This window comes from Spirosoma fluviale (assembly GCF_900230225.1).
GTDB classification, from domain to species: Bacteria; Bacteroidota; Bacteroidia; order Cytophagales; family Spirosomataceae; genus Spirosoma; species Spirosoma fluviale.
In genome coordinates this window covers 209872-230048 of sequence record NZ_OCNH01000002.1, presented here as the reverse complement: position 1 = coordinate 230048, position 20177 = coordinate 209872, and the positions used below count along the sequence as shown (strand labels likewise).

Genomic DNA, 20177 nt, shown 5'->3' with positions numbered 1-20177 from the left:
CGTGGCACGCCTTGTCCTGTAGTGCAGACCGTCTCGGTCTGCACTACAATCTACCTCACCACTACTTTCCGAACAATGCGGGTAGTTCCTGAATCGGCCCGCAGCAGGTATACGCCGGGGCTAAGCGTCTGGGCGGTTGTGAACAGCAACGATCCGTCTGCCTGAGCTTGGCTCTGCACAGGAAGCTCACGCCCGGTGAAGGTCGTTAAGCGATAGACAGCGTTGGGCAGGTTGCGAATAGCCACCCGAATAGCCTGATTCTCGCTCGGATTGCCAAGCAGTTCCATGGCGGGTGTCAGGTTGTCCATCACGACGGATACGATGGTCGAGTAAGCCGTCTGCCCGTCAAGGTCAACCTGTTTTAACCGGTAGTAGCTGGTACCGCTCAGGGGTCGTTCATCAATCAGGCCGTAGGTTTTCGTAGTTTTTGCATCGCCCGCAGCCGCCACGCGGCCAATAGCCCCAAACTCACGCGCATCTATACTCCGTTCGACCTCGAAATAAGCACTGTTCGTTTCGTTGGCCGTAGTCCAGGACAAAGCGACCTGCTCGCCAACGGCCCTGGCTCCGAAAGACGACAGGCGAACGGGTAGAGGGGCTCCGGCATTCGCTAAATTAAAGCGGGCGAACGTTGGATAGTGGTCTGAGGTAGTAAGCGCGTAGTTAACAACGGCTGGCCGTACAGAAGCCACCGATCCGGCAATGTAAGCAGCCGCCAGTTCGTTCGAGACCATGATGTGGTCGATAGCGTCGGTAAAATTGGCGTCGGTGTTGCACCCGTTTGTACTTAGTTCGCTGGAAACAACCGTATAGTTCGTGGCATCGCTCACGAAGTTGGCGTATGACGACGGATTACCGGCGGCAATGGACTGATCGACATCGTCATTATAATCACCGGCAATAATCAGGTTGGCGCTTCCGTAAGTAGCATCCAATTCAGCCTTCAGGTCGATAATATCCTGTTTCCGACGGTTATAATCAGCCTGAGCCGAGCCTGACTTAGCGTGAATATCCACGATGTGCAGTTTCCGGGTCTGACCGGCTACCGTTACATTGGCGACAAATAGATAAGGCAGTCGCCCCGACGCCCAGGCATCGCTGCGGGGCGTAGCGGTGTAATTGTATTTGTCGGCCAGCAAGGGCTTGCTCTCGGCGGGAATCATCGAGACAACGCTCGTCTTATACATCACGCAGACTTTCTGGTTGAGGCTTGTCGGGTTGAATCCCTGCGGATTCCCACCGGCATCACACAAATCCTGAAAGAAGTACGATGTGTACTGATCCGAACAGCTAAGGGCGTAACCCGTCGGTAGATTGGCGATCAGCAGATTTTTGTCGCTCACCTCCTGCAGCACGTAAATATCGGCGTTGAAGGCGTCCATCACCGACCGAACGTTCTGAGCCTGGAGAGCTTCGTTCGTTGGGCCATTATCCGCATACGTTCGGGAGCCATTGGTGCAGGTGTACGAACCGCCATCAAAACCGTACCATTCGAGGTTCCAGCTTACCAGACTCAACGTTTGGTCGTTGTCGGAAATATCGCGCGTAGTTGGGCAAGTCGTAATGGTTGGTGGTGGCGGTGGCACCTCCGAACCCGGAATATCAAATATGGCGCGGGGGTTAAGTTGAATGACATTCTTCGACGCATCCGTCGGTATGTAGCGATCGGCAATACCCGTTACAGACAGCGTACCCGTAGGTTTCGTTGCGCCCACCAGATCGGAGGCACTTGTCACAAACAACTCGGCGGCACCATCGCTGGTTGTGAGCGGATATGTCCCAGCAGCTCCCCCTTGAAACGTGCCACCCGATCCTCCAATGGTAGCGTTTTGTACCGTTACTAACTGTCCTTCAAAAGTACCGGATGTGAGCTGCGGAATTGTTATGACCTGGGGTGTAACGGGCTGGTTTGTCTCATTGACCTTTAAAAACGCCGTAACGCCATTAATTTCCTTTTTCCCCTGAAAAAGTGCTACTGGTCCACTCACCTGCACCAGATCGCCGAGTTGGACTTGATTGCCGTAGCTTGTGGTAGGGTCGTAGACGGCAATACCGCCGGTGTTATCCTGTATATAAAACAGCTTACCACCAAACTGGTTGCTCACCGTTACACGCCCCTGAATGGTGACGCTTGTGCCCACTTGCCCGCGGGCTGTAGCGATAGGCGTTGGGCCATTCGCCACATCGACGGTTCCACTGACGGCCACATTTTGCGTAGTTGCCCCCACACTTTCATTCGTGATGGCCCCATTAACTGTTCCGCTACCAGCGCCCGTTAGCCGAACATTGATGACAGTAGCGGCAACCGTACCCCCGGACTGGGTCAGCGTTTGGCTTACCGCATACGAGGTACCGTTGTCTTTACTAAGCTCATAGCCGGTTGGCGCTGTTAGCACGAGGCTGGCCGTTAAGTTGACAGCAGAAACTGTGTAGGATTTAGCCGATGAAGGCGTGCCGGGAACGGCGGCAAAGTTTGATAGCGAAGCGGGATTAACCGATATAAGAGGTGCTGTTGGATCGAGGGGACCAACCGTACCATTTACGGTAATGTTATCAAATCGCCAGGTTCCGCCCGAGCCGCTGGCCCCGTAGCCATAAATCCGGAACGTTACCGGCGCACTTAAATTCTGAAAGGCTGCATTGGCGCTCAGCGACACCACCCGCGACGTAAATGAACCGTTTGAGGTAGGCGACGTGGTCGAGGTGGGCGTGGTGTTGATGTCCGTGGCAAAGTTGTCCAGACTGGATCGCAGCGTCCAGGTCGTTGGACCCGTACCGGAACGCTGTTCATCGAAGCTTAGCTGCGACAATGCCATGGTATAACTGGCCACCGGCCCCAGACTAACCTGGATGTACTTGTTGGCATCCGGGCTTGTTACGTTCCAGCCCGTTCCGGTGTAGGCTCGTCCTCCTCCACTGCCCGCTACGAACGTAACACTGGTTACGCCCGAGCCAAAAGCGGCATTGTCGGCAGTAATTGTCGACGCGGCAGCGGCAGTCAGCGAACCGGGTGTCCCTTCAAAATTCCATTGAACCAGCGTTGTCTGGGCAAAGCCAGCAACGGTTATCAGCCACAAAGAGGCAGCTAGCAGCACCTGTAAAATTCGATTCATCGTTGAGTGTGATTAAGTACCTTGACCTACCAAAAATACATCCTCACCAATTAAGTAATTATTAAGTTTCTGCTTTGACGTCCTTTTACCCGAAAAACCGACTATCCGGTCATTTTGTGGGGATAATGTGCTAATAAAGGCTTACAGAATAAGAACTCTAACCAGCTTCTTTCTATCATCTAGCCGTACTTCCAACGTATATACCCCCGTTGGCAAGGGATGCGCGAAGAGCAGGTCGGCCTCACCCAACCCACGCTCCAGCCGCCCTTCCAGTGGCTGACCTGTGCCGGATAGCAACCGAATGGCTGTTACATCGGCATTCCAAAGCCGGATATGGATACGGTTGGGACTGGCAGGATTCGGGTACACCGTCACTACCGGGTCAGACAGACTGACAATCGCGGATATGGGTTTATAGGTATGCACGGTACCATTAAAATCCAGTTGGCTCAGCCGGTAATAGTTAATACCGGGATGGGGGTTACTGTCCGTTAATCCATAGTACTGCCGCTCGTTGGTGGTACCTCCGGCAACGACCTTACCAACGGTAAAAAACTCTCTTAAATCCAGGCTGCGCTCAATTCTGAAGTGGCTGGCGTTGCTTTCACTAGCCGTTTGCCAGGCCAGTTGAACCCGGTCGCCTTTGGGGGTTGCGCTGAACGAAAGTAACGTAACGGGCAGCACATTGGCGTTCAGTTGAATCTCATCCAGCTTAAGTGTACCGCCCCCAGCAGCCGGACTACAGGCGTAAATACGAAATGTTACGGCACCCGACTGATTGATAAACCCTGCCCCATTTAACGATATAGACGCCACCTGAAAATTTGTATTGATGCCCTGCGAGTGAATATTACTGCCGAACCCATCGGCACTCGACCGTACGGTCAACTGCGTCGGTCCCTGATCTGAACGGGCAAAGGCGAAGGACAGGGACATCAGCGTAAGCCTGGCGGTACCAAGGGGCTGTACGGAAAATTGGACGTATTCGGTCTGGTTGCAAGCTGAAGTCGACCAGTTCTGCACGTTAACGCCCAGGTTGACATAGCCACTGGTGAACGGATTTATCCCCAGCCGATTTACGCCCGTGTACGTAACGCTGGATGCCGCGACCAATCCGCTCGATGTGTTGCCGTTATCGTTTCCTTCAAATGTCCAGGAGGCCGTAAAAGGTGTTGTCTGCGCCCAAACAAACGCTATTGGCCACCACAAGAAGAGCAGACTAATACAGACACCTTTCTTCATACAAAAGCCTCAATGTGTCTATCACATCAAGGCTCCTGCAAGGTATCAATAAAATCAATAAGTCACTCAATACACAAATTCACCGACTTCACTTTGTATGGTTACCTGTTTTCCGGCAAAGGCTTCAACCCGCCCAATTACCTGCGCATCGATACCGAATGATTGTGAAATCTCGATAACCTGCTGTGCATGAGCTTCGGGCAGATAGATTTCCAATCGGTGCCCCATATTGAAAACCTTGTACATTTCCTGCCAGCTCGTACCGCTCTCCGACTGAATCAATCGGAACAGGGGCGGAATTGGGAACAGGTTATCTTTGATGATATGCAGGTTGTCAATAAAGTGTAGCACTTTCGTTTGCGCCCCACCCGAACAGTGAACCATCCCGTGAATTTGCGGCCGGAGTTCATCCAGCAGCTTTTTGGCAACGGGGGCATACGTACGCGTGGGCGACAGGATAAGCTGGCCAACCGTTGTGTCCGTATCTCCGGTCGAGACGACGTCCGTCAATCGTTTCGAACCGCTATAGATCAATGATTTATCAATGGACGGATCAAAACTTTCCGGGTATTGCCCGGCCAGGTAGTGAGCCAGTACATCGTGGCGGGCCGAGGTGAGTCCGTTACTTCCCATCCCGCCGTTGTAGATTGTCTCGTACGTTGCCTGACCAAACGACGCCAGACCAACGATAACATCCCCGGCCTGAATCCGGTCGTTACTGATCACCTGATCGCGACGCATCCGGGCAATGACCGTACTGTCGACAATAACGGTCCGAACCAGATCACCAACGTCGGCGGTTTCGCCCCCGGTGCTATAAATTTCGATGCCGTGATCGCGAAGCATTTGGAGAACCTCTTCGGTGCCGTTGATGATTTCGGCAATGACATCGCCGGGAATCAGGTTTTTATTACGGCCAATGGTCGACGACAGCAGCATGGGTCCGGTAGCTCCGGCGCAGATCAGATCGTCGGTATTCATTACCACAGCATCCTGCGCGATGCCCTTCCAGACGCTCAAATCGCCGGTTTCGCGCCAGTATAAGTAAGCTAGAGACGATTTCGTACCGGCTCCGTCGGCATGCATGATGGTACAAAAATCCGGGTCACCCGCCAGCGTATCGGGCACAATTTTGCAGAAAGCTTTGGGAAATAACCCCTTATCGAGCTGGGCAATGGCGTTGTGAACGTCTTCTTTACTGGCGGAAACTCCGCGCTGGGCATAACGGTCAGTCATGCCGCAAAGGTAAGGAGAAAAGCCCCATACCCTCATCCCTTCCAGATATCCTATTTTTCGACAACCGAATAAATAAACGTTTTACGACCTATTGCACTTGTTTAAATAAACTCAATTACCTAGAATTGCTACATAATCACTCGCATTATAGTTAAAGTTTATATACTCACACACTTAACTATATCTAATTGATTATCAGCCGAAAGTCATTAAGTGACTTTACGCCCTTTAACATGTTGGGTGAACTGGCCATAAAGTGCTTGTTTGCCAGCGTCTCGGCGACAGGCTACACGTATCGGACAGATAGGCTTTTTTGCTCGTTGATCGGATCTCGGTCGACAGGACGCCCGCCCTGACAAGGTAGCGTTTAGGCTTCTATTTCCGGGTTCCGGTTGACAATGCGAACGCCCTTAACCGTGATATTTTATATTACAACATGAATCATATAGATAATACCTCATGTAATAGATAATACCTCATGTATTGGTGTTAAAAAATGGATGCCAAGTAGGGCAAAGATTGCCTATTACTGGAAAGAAAGCTCATACCAATACTTCGACTATCTCATGGATTGGGGCGAACCATCATGTTGGGCATGCGGGATTTTTGCTGGCTTATTAGATGTGGATGTCTCAGATGAAAAAGATTTTGAAATTTTTAAAAATTGGGCGAATCATGATTATTCGCAAAGATGTCATATTGTTCCGAAAGCATTTGGGGGATGTAATTGCGAAGCTAATCTTGTTCTTTTATGTCGCAGATGCCACCAATCAAGCCCAGATACAAGAGACCCTATCCATTTTGTTAATTGGGTGAAAAATAAAAAGAAGGTCTTTTCTCAAGAAATTAAAGATGTAATGTCTTTACTCAACTATTTACCAGAAGAAAATGACTCAAAGTTACTATTGATGAAAGAGTTTAAGGAATACTATAGAGAGAATTCAGTTATCGTAGGCGGTTCGAGGCCTCTATCAAGTTTTATAGCTTGCTTACTTGAGTTCAAGAAAATTCATAAAACAAAGTATGGTTAATTTCATTGTAAAAATGGGTTTACGTAGTCTAATCTCTATCCGTGTCCGTTTAGTTGACGGTACCTAGGCATTGCGTGAGTAACTTTGCTACATGGATTTGTACAACGACAATGAGCGGTTTATCTCGATTCTCTCCGATTACGGCTTCAAAGTGACCTTTGGCAATGAGTCCGACACGCGGTTCTTGCGCAGATCATTACAGGCTCTTATCCAGTCCCCTGTAGCGATTACCAAAGTAGAGTTTATTGAAAGCGAGATTCTAGGCCTGACTAAAGACAGCCGGAGCGGAGTTTATGACATAGCTTGTGTAGATGAGCGAGGGAATCAGTTCATTGTTGAAATGCAGTTGAGCAAGTACCCTGACTTCATTCAACGCATGAAATTCTACTCATTTTACCGTTTGAATACGTTAATTCGGAAAGGCAAATACCGATTTGAAGGTTTGCCCAAGATTTACTGCATTGGCATTTTGGCTGTAAATATATTTCCACACATCGCTGATTACCATAACGTTGCTGTTCTGAAAAATGAGAAAGGCGAACTGATTGACGATCAGACTACGTTTATTACAGTAGAATTGGCTAAATTCAAAAAGCGTTTAGCCAACGTTCAAACCGATTTGGACAAACTCATTTATACGATGAAGACTATCCATAAAGCTACTAAACCCAAGCAGTATCCCCAGTTCTGGAATGAGGAGTGGTTAGAAGCGGCCATCAAAGAGTTGGACACACGGGCTATGACTCCCGAAAAGCGGATGGCTTACGAAATGACCCTTTCGGCTAATGCGTTGGCGGTTGAGAATGAGAATAAGAAGATTCATGAAGCCGAGCAGCGAAAAGAAACGGCAGTAAAAGCAGAAGCAGTAAAAAAAGCCCTCAATCGTGGAAAACTCACAATTGAAGAAATAGCTGAAGACAATGGAGTCTCTTCTGATTTTGTCCTTAAAATTCAACGAGGGTTAACCTAACACCCATAAGGCAGGTCTCCGGTGACAGGCCGCTCGTCCCGAGGTCAAAATTGACAGCCCAACATCCCATGTGTGTAAATGTCTCGCTACGCTCGTCATCATCCCATGGTGGCGTTGGGTGTACCGAACAAAATGGGCGTGTAAGGCGGGTTATCGGCGACAGGGCGAACATCTCGCCAGACAAGCGGTTTTGCTCTTTTGTCGGGTTTCGGCTGACAGGGCGAACGCCCCGATTAGCCAGGTGAAAGTTTGATTGGGCAGGTTCAGTCGACAAGAAAAACGCTCTAGAAAGTCAGGCTTTAGGCTTCAACGTCCACTGCCCCGGCGACAGGGGGAATGCGTCCGTTTAGTACAGATAGTTGGCACTAAAACTTTTACCAGTATGAAAGCTCTTTACCTCTTCTGTGCAATTCTACTTGTGAGTAGTTGTCAGAAAGACCAACCCGAACCTGGCGAAATCAAAGCTACAATCATTAGCTTTAACATTGCTGTTGCTGCGTGTATGGGCGGATACGATATTGAAACGGATTTAGGTAGATATCGCTCGTTGGATCAGCTTCCTGAACCATATGGTAGCTATGAGGCCATCAAGTATCCCGCTTCCGTTTGGATTCGTTTTAAACGTGGTGGTTCATGTGGTGAGGCACAAAATGCTATCACAGTAGTATCAATTCGAGAACGCAAAAAGTAACACAGTTGTCTGCTTCGCGCAGGCAACCTATTGATGACAAGGTGCACGTCCCATAGGAAAGTCGGCAGCCCAACCACCACCGTGTTCTGGCGAACAAACCCCCGGCAAATGCAATGTTTTGGTCTGTTGATTATCAGTCCGTTAAAAACATTGCATACATCCTCCCATATGTGTAAATGTCTCGCTATGCTCACCATCAGCCTTCCCGGTCGTTGGATGAGAGTCTATAAATTAGCTTCAAATTCGGGCTTGTCGGGCGACAGGTTGAACACCTCGCCAAGGCAGGTTTAGGCCTTAATTTCTGGGCCTCGGCTGACAGGGTCGAACGCCCTAGTAAGACAAATGAACAATTTTATATTCCTCAACCCCTATGTTTACGGTAGTCATTTTAGGATTCGTTGGGTTGCTGATGCTGCTCTTAGGCTTTTTGATGTGGAAATTCCATTTAGCAGGGCTGATTGCAGGTTATGAACCGGAAAAAGTCAAAGACCCTGAACAATTAGCTGAGTGGACAGGAAAATGCTTAATGGCCAATGGCCTACTGGCCTGGCTGCTGGGCTTAGTCAGTTATAGCTTTGATAGTAAAAACGCAGGTCTGATTACCGTGGTGCTTTTTATGGTTTTGACTTCGTTGAGTATGTCTATTACTTTAGCTGGCATGCAACGTTACTTGAAATGAAATATCGATCTGTCATGCTGCAAAGGAGAAAAGGGATTGATGGCCGCGTAGCGACGGTCGTCCGTTGCCGCTCGGTGTTTGTAGATATAAGTGCCCCTCTGACCCAACGAGTGTGCCGTAGGTACGCAACAATCGGTACAGGTCGCGTATCTACGGCACGTTGATTAGCTCACAGGGGCACTTTATCTACAAACATATTGTGTCTATGGCACTCAAAATCCTGAATTTCGAACCCTATAGCCCATCATTCATAAACAATACCGGCTTCGGCCCGCACGGCGTCGAGCAGTTCCATCAGGTTCAGGCTATCATCGAGCGACCAGAGCGGGCTTTCGGTTTTTCCCTCGGCCAGACACTGCATCACGTGGGCAGCTTCGTAATCGTAGCCGTGCGTAGTGCGGGGAAAGTTGAATACGGTAGGCTGCTCTTCGGCTGGTTCCAGCGAAATAGCCATCGTTTCGTGAAAACGGCCGTGTACGCGAATCTGGCCCGTCTCGCCCTGAATCAGTCCGACACAATCCGTTTTTGCCTGCAAGGTACTGTCCAGCAGGGCGATTTGTCCATCGGCGTAGGTAAGCACCATACCGCATTGTTCATCGGCACCGGTCGAGCCAAAAATGGCGGAGGCTTTGATGGTTTGGGGCTTGCCCAGCATTAGGTAGGAAAAGAACAGCGGATAAATACCAATATCGAGCAGCGAGCCACCGCCCAGCGCTTTGTCGAACAGACGGCCTTCGGGCGAGAAAGGCGCTTTGAACCCAAAATCAGCCTTTACCGAAACCACCTTGCCAATGGCCCCCGACTGAACCAGTTCCAGCGCTTTCACCACACCCGGCATGAACCGGCTCCATAGGGCTTCCATCAGGAATATACCCTTTTCTCGGGCCAGATCGACCATTTCCCGAACCTGCTCGCCATTCATGGCAAATGGTTTTTCGCCTAGTACAGGAATTTTTCCATTTAGCAGCATCAGCACATTTTCGTGGTGTTTCGTGTGCGGAGTAGCCACGTAAACCACGTCCAGATCCGGAAGCGATAACAGTTCTTCGTACGAGCCCAGCGCATGGGGGGCATTGTACTGGCTGGCAAACTCTTGAGCGCGTTGCAGGTTTGTTGATGCAACGGCATACAGTTGAGCATCGGGCAGCGTAAGCAGGTCCTGTGCAAATTTATGGGCAATGCGGCCCGGTCCTAATATTCCCCAGCGAGTCATGGTAAAAGGCGTAACGGAGTAGTTGGTTATAGGATAATTTGACCGATCGGTCGGTCGTCAAATGTATCTTTTTTTTCTAAGTTGCGCCCTCAACATCTCAGCTTTCTGTGAAAAACTTCCCGCTAATCGTTCTCCTATTCGTATTTCTACTCACTTATATTAGCTCATACGCTCAGATCGTTGAGCAGCCGGACCCACTACGTCCGTCAACCCCCGATTCCAGCAAAGTCAGTAAAACCGACTCAAGTACAACCGCTGCTACCCAGCCCAAAATAGATTCTGCGAAGCTGCCAAAGCCCGTAACCCGCATCTTTCGATACCGTTTTAGTGCAGACGGCACCGTAACCGCAGGCAATGTAGACCGTACGCTGTTGCAATTAGCCAGTTCCTTCGACTACCAGCTAAGCAATTACTTTAAGCTATCAAGCAATCCGTCGTTTGTGTATGGGAAGCAGAATAAGCTACTGGCCGAGCGGGAGTGGTTTGGCGATTTTCGCACGACCTACCGATCCCAAAAGCGGCTGTATTACCTAGCTTTTGGTTCCTATGAGCGGAGTAACCTTCGGCAGATCAACCACCGCTGGACGGCAGCCGGTGGACTGGGGTACAAACTCCTGAATCGCCAGCGAGCGTATATTTCTATTACGGATGTGGTGATGCATGAGCGAACCGATTTTATCGAACTCAACGATATTTCCATCGTCCGTAATTCACTGCGTTTGTTTGGCGAGTACTCTTTCGATAAGGACCGCTTCAAGATTACGCATACCACGTTTTACCAACCCGCCCTCGGGCAGTACAATGTAAGATGGAATGCCAGCTTAAGTGTGCAAATTAAACTCACCTCAACAACCAGTCTGCGCTCAACGGTTGCCAATGCCTACGAAAGCCTGGTTGGTCCCGGCCTGCAAAACAACGATTTCCGGTTTACGCTGGGGCTTGTGTACGAGCGGAAGTGATTTTTTTAAGGAGTGAGGAGTTGGGAGCGAGGAGTTGCTGACGCGCACGAGGCTGGCGCGGGTTGATCCGGCGTTCCGGTTGAACCCGTGCTTTTTTATCTAGCCAGCCGGTCCGGCGTCCCGGTTCGCTGGCGGTAGTCAACAAAGCGTCAGTAAATACTGACGAAATAAAAAGGCACGGGTAAATACCCGCGCCAGCTCACTCGCGTCAGCAACTCTTCACTCCTCGCTCCTCACTCCTACTACTAAAAACATCACTGTTTCTCGGGAAAGGGAATGATTAGTTTTTCGCCCCTTACGGCAATGTCCTTGTTCTTTTTATTGGCACGCATGATCGCTTCCTTGCTCACGCCGTATTTCTGCGCTACCACCCGCAATACATCGCCCGCACCAACCGTGTGAACGGCCATGGCTTTCACCTTTAATCTGGTAACGCCCGCTTTTATATCGCTTTCCGATACGCCGGGGTTCAGCTCTTTCAGGGTATTGATCTTCATGTTATACCGATTGGCAACACCGTAAAAGGTTTCTCCGGCACCAACGGTATACGTGCTCGATACGCCACCGGGTTTGACTGCCACACGCTCTACTTTAGCTTTATCGGCATCATCTGGCTTGGGCTTTTCAGGTTTCGGTTTTTCGACAGGCTTCTCCGCTTTTGGGCGCTCCATTTCCGGTTTTTCAGCCGCTTTTTCTTCAGGGCCGGGCTTGCCACCGGTTGTTTCCCGATTGTCTTCGGCTACTTCTTCCGCTTTTGCGTTGGCTTCGGGGGCATCGGCCGGAGGTGTTGCCTGCGATAAATCGACGGGGGCAGGCTGCGACGATGTATCCTGTTCCTGGGGCGTCATCAGCATTTCCGGTTCGTTTTGGGCCACTGGCTGCTGCGTGACCGTATCGAGCGCAACGTTGGTTAACTCATCAGAACCATTGGTGTCGTCGGTGATGTAGCCGTAACCAACGTAAAGTAACGCGGCAATCAGGCCCACCAGCACAACGAGCGTAATAGCGGGTAAACTGGAATTTCCAGCCGGACGAGGATTGGCGGATTTATTGTCGGCATCCATAACGAAAACAGGATTGGGTTAGGGTCTGGTTAACTGGCGACTCATGTCGGCCACTTTTTCCTTTAAATTTTCTTTGAACTGACTCAGGTTGCGGGCAACGGCCTCATCGAAGGTACCAACGATCTGTGCTGCCAGAATACCGGCATTTCGAGCCCCATCCAGCGCCATTGTAGCTACTGGTACGCCACCGGGCATTTGAAGAATAGACAGTACAGAGTCCCAGCCATCAATTGAATTACTGGATTTGACGGGAACGCCAATAACGGGTAGTATTGTCAGCGAGGCTACCATACCCGGCAGGTGAGCAGCACCTCCGGCCCCGGCGATAATAACCCGCAACCCACGGTCGCGGGCTGATTTCGCGTAATCGACCATTTTCTCGGGTGTCCGATGGGCCGACACAATGTCCATTTCCCACGTTACCCCTAACTCTGTTAACACGTCGGCGGCCTCCTGCATGACCTTGCGGTCGGAGAGGCTCCCCATAATTATACCTACCATTCAGAAGATTATCAATTGACTCTCTGCGAAATAACAGAGTTTATGGCACATTCTGCCCGTATTTCATCGTTTTTTTTGTTCCGGTCCCGAATCAGTCGGCTTATTCTATGTCCTAACCCTATACTGTACTTTCAGTTTAGAAAAAGCCAGAAAAGCTGCCTCGTAGCGATACGCCGGAACATCTCCTCACTTATACGATCTTAACGCCATCGAATTTTCGACCCAAAATAGCCACATCGTCGGCACCCAGATAGTCGTGTAGTAAGGTTGCATAAATCTGACGAAAATCGACTGAATAGGTCAGGTCGCCGTCCGTTAACTTAGTCAGGTTGGGCGCTTCGTTCAGGACGCGCCGGGCGGGCAGTCCGCCACCAATCAGAAACACGTTATTGGCAGTACCGTGGTCGGTTCCGTTGCTGGCGTTCTGCTTCACCCGCCGACCAAACTCCGAGAAAGTCATCATCATCACATCATTCTGACGTCCGGCAATTTTTAGATCGGCCATAAACGCCCCAACGGATTCGGCATATTGCCCCAAAAGCCGCTCCTGCTGGCCGGGTTGGTTAATGTGTGTGTCGAACCCGGAAATAGACACGTAATAAACGCTCGTATCGACGCCAGCCTGAATTAACTTCGATACGGTTTTAAGCCGGTTTCCCAGCTCGTTGTTCGGATACGTTGTGAGCACAGTTCCGGCGGGTACCGAACTGATCGGCTGGCTCGTCCGGCTTACTTTTTCATAGACATAGTCGGCAGAGGAGACCGTTTCGGCCAGGGTTTTGTACAGATACGACACGGATTCGGGCTCGTGCGCGTCATGGTTTTGTACTCTCTCCTTGCTTAACCCCGTAACGAGGCTGCTTCGGGTCTGGTTGTACAGCTTTTTCGGGTCCAGCACCGCCAGGCCATTGAGTTCACTGCCTTTCATAGCCAGACTCAACGTATCATCGACCTCAATGGTACGATACGGTTGTTGGGCTTTCCCGGCACAGGCAGCATCTAAATACCGGCCTACCCAACCGGTATTTACGTATTTATCGGAATCGCTGGCGGTTTGCCAGATGTCCATCGAGCGAAAATGAGACCGGTCGGGGTTTGGGTAGCCAACGTTGTTGATCACGGTGAGCAGCCCCTCGTCATACAACGCCTTCAACGGACCCATGGCCGGATGAAGCCCGATTTCGTCGTTCAGTTGAAGCACTTTGTCAGGTCGAATGGCAATGGTTGGGCGCTCCCGGTAGTAAATATCATTCCGATACGGGATAACGGTGTTGAGCCCGTCGTTACCACCCGACAACTGTACGACTACCAGAATTTTACCGGTCGGGGCCGGTCCCATGCCCAGCATCTGCGACTCATACGCCTTCAGGAAATGCGGAATCAGCATCGTTCCCGCCGTTGTAAACGCCGACTGTTTGAGGAAGTTTCTACGGTTCATGATTTTGCAATGAGCGAATGAGTGAATGATACGATGAGTGAATGGAAAATCGGCTGACGTTTCTATTCACCCATTCTAGCATTCACTCATTCAAAATTAAGTTAGTTGATACTCCGGCAGGCTCATAATGGCAGCCGTTAGCGTATGAATGCGTTCGGGGCGGGTCTGGCCGGGTTTTAGTTGACTCTCAAGTACAGTTTTTTGGTCTGGACGCAGCGGAAAGGGCAGCAGTGTTTCAGCCAGTGCATTCGTTAGCCCGGCATCGGGTGTATTGATAAAAGCCTTCTCAAAGTCGGCCCAGTTGACGGTTGTGCGAAACTTCGCATTCCCTTTACGGGCCAACAACTGGGTGTTCACATCGCCGTCTTCTTTAGGCCGCACCAGTACATCGGCGGCTTTGAGGACGTAATTTGGCAACTGCATCCGAAATAGCAGGCTCGATGAGTCGATCCAGTTTTTACCACCCGGCCAACCCGCTACATTGGGCGGATAAAACAGCAGTTGACCCAGTGTTCGCTGAACAAAAATCTGCGGCTGAGGCTGATCGAACTGCACACCCAGGGTATGACGCAGTCCGGCCAGTAGCTCAACGGGTGATTTAATGTGCGCCCCGATATTTTTAGGATCGTAGAACCAGTCGGCACTGAAGATCTGCTCCATCAGCCCGGTAATGTCATAGCCGCTCTTGTAGAACTGATCGGCCAGTTCATCGACCCGCTTTTTGTCTTCGTTCTCATTGACGAAAAATCGGTAAATCTTAGCCGTGACGAAGCGGGCGGTCTGCCGGTTTTCGAGCAACATCGCAATTACGTCTTCGCCCTTGAAAGGGCCTGTTTTACCAAAGATCGTCTTTTCACCTTCGTCATGAACCCGCTCCCGAAACACAAACTGGCCTTCGGGCGTAAACTGCCAGCCCGTAAAAGCGCGGGCAGCTTCCTTAATGTCATGTTCGGAATAATTGCCACGACCCAGCGTAAACAACTCCATCACCTCACGGGCAAAGTTCTCGTTCGGGGCATTTTTCCGGTTTTGCTGGTTATTCAGAAATTGAAGCATGGCTGGCTCTTTGGAGACCGCCATCAGTAAATCACCAAATTTACCCAGAGCATTTTGCCGAAGTGTGTTGGCGTACTGCTGCATAAGCAGCGGATTCCGGCCCTGAGCCCGGCAGGCAAAATGACCGTGCCAGAACAGCGCCATCTTCTCGCGCAATGCGCCTTTGCCGGTTGCCATCCGGTCGATCCACAATAGATTGAGGTCGCGCACCTTTTCAGCATTCTCCCGAATGCGTTCTTTGAGCATGTCTTTGTCGAGTTGACCATCGCGCACCATGCCTTTCAACTGCTGCTTCGTTTCGTTTTGCTCGGGCTCTACAACGCGTAACTCCGTTACAGCTTCACTATCCCGAAACAGTTGACGGACTACTTTTCGCAGGGATTTTTGGTCGGCTTCGGTCAACTCGGCGGGAGTTGCTCCAAAAGCCGCCCGTGCGAACAGATGACGGGTTTGTTGCTGTCTTGTGAGTTTGTCCATGGTGAGGAAGCGTTGTTGGCTATGGGGGTATGACAAGATAAGTAACGAAGCGTTTAATCAGGAAGAAATTAAAATTGACGGCAAACTTACTACAATCGTTAGTGAGCGAGCTCAGCCAGTTGAGTCGGGCAGATCAGCGAGCCAGAACGCTTTTTATCAGTATCGAACTTCGTAAATCTACGGAGGTAATCAGAGTATCCGTCTACACAATGACAACTCCCCTGACTGATTGCTCCGTTTCCTTACCTGAAGAACCATGTGAAGGCAATACCGCCCCTAGTCGAAGAACTAAACGTCATTGTACATTAAAAAGTCGATAAAACAACCGATACAGCCAAACGGTTACGCAACAGAACCACGCTGTCTTACGTAAAGATTATACGTATTTCATTGAGTGCTGCATCAGCTTTACTCTACTTTTTTATGTCTCAACGTTTATGGTCTCGCACAGGCTGGTCAACCGTCCTTTTAGGGTTGACCGCTTCCTCACTTCTAACTGCTCAATCCCTGCCTCAGTACAGTGCCCCTCAGCGGGTACAACAAAACCAACTCAGAAAAACGATTGAGCAGGCCCAAACCGAAAACTACCGCACAGCCCTGTCGGCAGCACAGCGGCTAAACCGACCTGTCAAACAAATCTCGCCCTCCGGACGGGTTATGATGCTGCGCGAGATTACGGCTACCGGAGAGCTTATTTACGATGCGACCTACAGCACCACCAAAGCGGGCATAAGTACCCGAACCAATTCGCTGTATGCCGGTGGGAGCCTGGGTGTTTCGCTCTCGGGAAGTACACTGACAAATAAACTCGGCGTTTGGGATGGTGGCAGAGTGCGAGAGAGTCATGTTGAGTTCCGGAATGGAACGGGTAGCCGGGTTGTTCAGGTCGATTCATCAGCTACGCTGGTCAGTCACTCGACCCACGTGGCGGGTATTATGATGGCTGCCGGCGTTAACCCACAGGTAAAAGGCATGGCTTTTGGTACCAACTTACGCGCCTACGATTTTAACTCCGATGTGACCGAGATGAGTGCCGCGGCTCCTAACCTGCTCATATCAAATCACTCCTATGGCTCCAATGCGGGCTGGGTGTATAACGACTCCCGCAGTGGTACTACAAAATGGGAATGGTGGGGCGACACAACCATCAGTAAAACCGAAGATTATAAATTTGGCTTTTATAACTCCACAACAGCCAACTGGGACCGGATCGCCCAAAATTCTCCTTATTATTTGATCGTGAAGGCCGCCGGAAATGACCACGGCTCCAATGGCCCCGGTGTCGGACAACCCTATTACTTCGGCAGTAGCCGGAATACCAGTACGCAGGTCCGTAATGATCAGGAAGGGTACGACCAGATCAGTACGTACGCCAATGCTAAAAACATCCTGACCGTAGCGGCCGTAGGGAACCTGAATTTTGGCTATAACCAATCGGCAGATGTTCCGCTGAGCGATTTTACCAGTTGGGGACCAACGGACGATGGCCGTATCAAACCCGACATTTCCGGCATTGGCGTTGGCATCCTGTCGTCCAGTTCGGAAAGCGACAGCGCCTATGTCGTTTATGACGGCACCTCCATGGCAACGCCCAATGTAGCGGGCACTCTGTTGCTCTTGCAGGAATTGTATTCGCAACGAAACAGCGGCAGGTTTATGCGGTCGTCGACCCTGAAAGGGCTGGCATTACATACCGCCGATGAAGCGGGTAGTACACCCGGTCCCGATTATCGATACGGCTGGGGCTTGTTAAACGCGGAACAGGCCGGACGGGTCATTTTAAACACCAACCAGAATCACCTGCTCGATGAGCGTACCCTCAATCAGGCCGAAACCTACTCGCTAACCGTGGTGGCATCCGGACTTGGACCGCTGGTTTCGACCATTTGCTGGACAGACCCCGCCGGTACTGCCAGCACGGTTTCGGCCGCCAACCTGAATAACCGGACACCAAAGCTCGTCAATGATCTCGACGTACGCATCAGTGATGGCACCAATACTTCCCTGCCCTGGGTGCTTGACCCTGACAACCCATCGGCAACGGCTACGCGGGGTGATAACATTCGCGATAACGTGGAGCAAGTGCTGATTGCCAACCCCATACCGGGCCGGTCGTACACGATTACCGTCACCAGCAAGGGTACATTGGGCGGAGGCAAGCAGGATTATGCCCTGCTCGTCAGCGGCATTGGTGGTAAAGCGTATTGTACCTCGGGCGCTACCTCAACGGCCGACACCAAAATAAATCAGGTACAATTCAGCAACATCAACCAGTCGGGTGCAGCCGGTTGTACGTCCTATACTGATTTCTCACAGGCTGTTGGCACGGTACAAATTGGACAGCAGATTCCGCTCACCGTATCCCTGGGTACCTGTGGCGCGACGAGAAACGTAATCGTGAAAGCCTTCGCCGACTGGAATCAGAACGGGAGCTTCGACGACGCGGGCGAAACCGTGGCCGTGTCGGGGGTATTGTCGAACTCGGCTCAGTTTACCGCTACGGTAACAATTCCCACCAACGTTCAGACGGCCCAGAATGTACGCTTTCGGATTGTAGCTGTCGAAACCGAAAATGCCGCTTCCGTTGTGGCGTGTGGCAGTTACGGCAATGGCGAAACACAGGACTATGTTCTGAATGTAATCCAGACGACAAATGATGTAGGCGTAACGGCACTTGTTTCGCCTGAGTCGAACTTTTGCGCCCAGACGGGTTCTAACCTTACGGTATCTGTCCGGCTCCACAATTATGGTACGGCAAACCAAACCGATGTGCCGGTTAATGTTCGTATCACGGATGCCAACAACAACACGGTTACGACCCTGAGCGGTATCGTTCCTCAGCTCACCGCCTTCCGGGAGAGCACCGTTTCGCTGCAATTACCGGCAAGCGTTGTACTGGCTCCCGCCCAAACATACCAGTTCATTATCTCGTCGGGCCTTGGCACCGACCAGAATGTAGCAAACAACAGCCTTACGGTAACCCGTTCGACAGCCCTCGCTCCATCGAACGGGGTGTTTTCGGTGACCCGCTGCGGCAGTGATACAACCATTTCACTTCGGAATATCGGCGAAGGAACGGCCTTCTGGTACGACGCCCCAACAGGGGGCAATCTGCTGGCAGCAGGCAACCAGGTAGCGGTTAAGTCAATTCCTGCCAGCGGTCAGTTTTATGCTTCACTGAACACGTTTTCGGGCACAATCGGACCGGTCAACAAAAACGCGTTCGAGGGTGGGTCGTACGGTACGGCGTTCCAGCCTGCCCCACTCATTACCACACAGGTGCCGCTCCTGATTGAAAGTGCCCGGCTGTATATCGGCTCGGCGGGCACGATTACGTTCACGGTTCGAAAATATGACAACACGGCGGTATCGAGCGTGACGCTGGATGTAACGCCTACCCGCACCCAAAGTCTGACAACATCCACTGGCGGTACCTATCCCGACGACCCAAATGATGAGGGTGCTATTTACCCGCTGAATTTGCGAATTCCATCGGCTGGCGACTACAAGATCACGATTGATTACGGGGATGGGGCGTCTATTTTTCGCAGTAATTCGGCCGTTACGGGGTTACCTTATCAGCTAAATACGCAAAGCGGTCAGCCGGTCGTTAGCATCAAAGGGGCGTTGTTTAATAGCGGTACATCGACAGATACCTTAAAAACGGCCTGGTATTATTTTTATAACATGAGCGTCCGATCGCTGGACTGCCCCGGTCCGCAACGCGTTGCGGTCACCCCGGCAGCGGGTACGGGTACTACCGCAACGATAACGCCCAACGGTTCAACCAGCGTTTGTCAGGGTGCCAGTGTTCTTTTGCAGGCGAATACAGGAACTGGGCTCACGTATCAATGGTACCGAAACGGACAGGCTATTTCGGGTGCCACCAGCAGTACACTGTTGACCGCTACGGCCGGAAGCTACATTGTTCAGGTGTCCAATAACTGCCTGCCGGTTAATTCGGCAGCGGTGGCCATCACACTACAGACAGCGCAAACGCCCACCATTACGGCCAATGGGTTTACACTCACGTCAAACGCAACAACCAATATACAGTGGTTGCTCGATGGCGTACCTATTACCGGTGCCACCTCTCCTACTTTTACGGTGGTGAAAACCGGTCGCTATTCCGTAAGAGGCAGTGTCAACGGATGTGGTGAATTGATTTCAGGGGATGTTTATCTAACCATTCTGGCAGCCGAGCCTGTTACGGACGACGTTAACCTGAGCGTGTATCCAAATCCGGCCACGCGGCAAATCACTGTTTCGCTGACAGATGCTTCCGTTTCGACCAAAGCACCCACGGTACGCCTGACGAACCTGACGGGCCAAACTGTTCGTACGGGAACCCTTCAACGGGACGGAAAAAGTTATTCAACAATTTTTGATGTTGCCGACTTACCGGGCGGTACGTTTTTTGTAATTGTAGAAGACGACCGGGCGCAAAACGTTCGGGTGAAACGGATTCGCAAGCAATAACGTCTACTTTTCTGCAACCGCTACAGAC

Annotated in this window: 14 protein-coding genes; 6 read left to right on the top strand and 8 right to left on the bottom strand. The window is 51.0% G+C overall.

Features of this window, described 5'->3' with window-relative positions:
• Positions 1-50: 50 nt before the first annotated feature.
• From CRO74_RS11830 to CRO74_RS11820, 3 genes are all read right to left on the bottom strand, one after another.
• Positions 51-3113 carry an endonuclease/exonuclease/phosphatase family protein gene (locus CRO74_RS11830; RefSeq protein ID WP_097126272.1) on the bottom strand — a complete coding sequence of 1021 codons (3063 nt, stop codon included), beginning with the start codon at positions 3111-3113 and terminating at the stop codon, positions 51-53.
• Positions 3114-3254: 141 nt separating this feature from the next.
• Complete coding sequence (locus tag CRO74_RS11825) at positions 3255-4355, bottom strand: T9SS type A sorting domain-containing protein (protein WP_097126271.1); 1101 nt, start codon at positions 4353-4355, stop codon at positions 3255-3257.
• A 66-nt stretch (positions 4356-4421) separates the two neighbouring features.
• A complete protein-coding gene (locus CRO74_RS11820; RefSeq protein ID WP_097126270.1) occupies positions 4422-5591 on the bottom strand; it encodes an AIR synthase related protein in 1170 nt (389 codons plus the stop codon).
• Between the two features lie 566 nt (positions 5592-6157).
• Between CRO74_RS11820 and CRO74_RS31285 the strand changes: the two genes are divergently transcribed.
• From CRO74_RS31285 to CRO74_RS11795, 4 genes are all read left to right on the top strand, one after another.
• A complete protein-coding gene (locus tag CRO74_RS31285) occupies positions 6158-6622 on the top strand; it encodes an HNH endonuclease (RefSeq protein WP_179830178.1) in 465 nt (154 codons plus the stop codon).
• A gap of 91 nt (positions 6623-6713) precedes the next feature.
• A complete protein-coding gene (locus tag CRO74_RS11805; protein ID WP_097126267.1) occupies positions 6714-7592 on the top strand; it encodes an Rpn family recombination-promoting nuclease/putative transposase in 879 nt (292 codons plus the stop codon).
• Positions 7593-7974: 382 nt separating this feature from the next.
• Entirely contained in the window at positions 7975-8283 is a 309-nt protein-coding gene (locus tag CRO74_RS11800) for a hypothetical protein (RefSeq protein WP_097126266.1), read from the top strand.
• Positions 8284-8653: 370 nt separating this feature from the next.
• Positions 8654-8962 (top strand): DUF3784 domain-containing protein, encoded by a 309-nt coding sequence (locus tag CRO74_RS11795; protein ID WP_097126265.1) that lies wholly within the window; start codon positions 8654-8656, stop codon positions 8960-8962.
• A 244-nt stretch (positions 8963-9206) separates the two neighbouring features.
• Here the strand turns inward: CRO74_RS11795 and CRO74_RS11790 are convergent, their stop codons facing one another.
• Positions 9207-10175, bottom strand: a complete 969-nt coding sequence (locus CRO74_RS11790) for a Gfo/Idh/MocA family protein (RefSeq protein ID WP_097126264.1) — start codon at positions 10173-10175, stop codon at positions 9207-9209.
• A gap of 107 nt (positions 10176-10282) precedes the next feature.
• On the opposite strand from CRO74_RS11790, the gene CRO74_RS11785 reads away from it, so the two are divergent.
• Positions 10283-11134: a DUF481 domain-containing protein gene (locus tag CRO74_RS11785; protein WP_097126263.1), complete on the top strand. Its 852-nt coding sequence runs from the start codon at positions 10283-10285 to the stop codon at positions 11132-11134.
• A gap of 254 nt (positions 11135-11388) precedes the next feature.
• Here CRO74_RS11785 and CRO74_RS11780 read toward each other — a convergent pair whose 3' ends face one another.
• From CRO74_RS11780 to CRO74_RS11765, 4 genes are all read right to left on the bottom strand, one after another.
• Complete coding sequence (locus CRO74_RS11780; RefSeq protein WP_097126262.1) at positions 11389-12198, bottom strand: LysM peptidoglycan-binding domain-containing protein; 810 nt, start codon at positions 12196-12198, stop codon at positions 11389-11391.
• A gap of 18 nt (positions 12199-12216) precedes the next feature.
• Positions 12217-12699, bottom strand: a complete 483-nt coding sequence (purE, locus tag CRO74_RS11775) for a 5-(carboxyamino)imidazole ribonucleotide mutase (protein ID WP_012930447.1) — start codon at positions 12697-12699, stop codon at positions 12217-12219.
• Between the two features lie 190 nt (positions 12700-12889).
• On the bottom strand, positions 12890-14137 hold the full coding sequence (locus CRO74_RS11770; RefSeq protein ID WP_097126261.1) for a DUF1501 domain-containing protein: 1248 nt from the start codon (positions 14135-14137) through the stop codon (positions 12890-12892).
• Between the two features lie 96 nt (positions 14138-14233).
• Positions 14234-15670, bottom strand: coding sequence for a DUF1800 domain-containing protein (locus CRO74_RS11765; RefSeq protein WP_097126260.1), 1437 nt, complete (start codon positions 15668-15670; stop codon positions 14234-14236).
• 423 nt (positions 15671-16093) lie between these two features.
• Here CRO74_RS11765 and CRO74_RS11760 point away from each other — a divergent pair, with 423 nt between their 5' ends.
• Positions 16094-20149 carry a GEVED domain-containing protein gene (locus tag CRO74_RS11760; protein ID WP_097126259.1) on the top strand — a complete coding sequence of 1352 codons (4056 nt, stop codon included), beginning with the start codon at positions 16094-16096 and terminating at the stop codon, positions 20147-20149.
• Positions 20150-20177 lie beyond the last annotated feature (28 nt).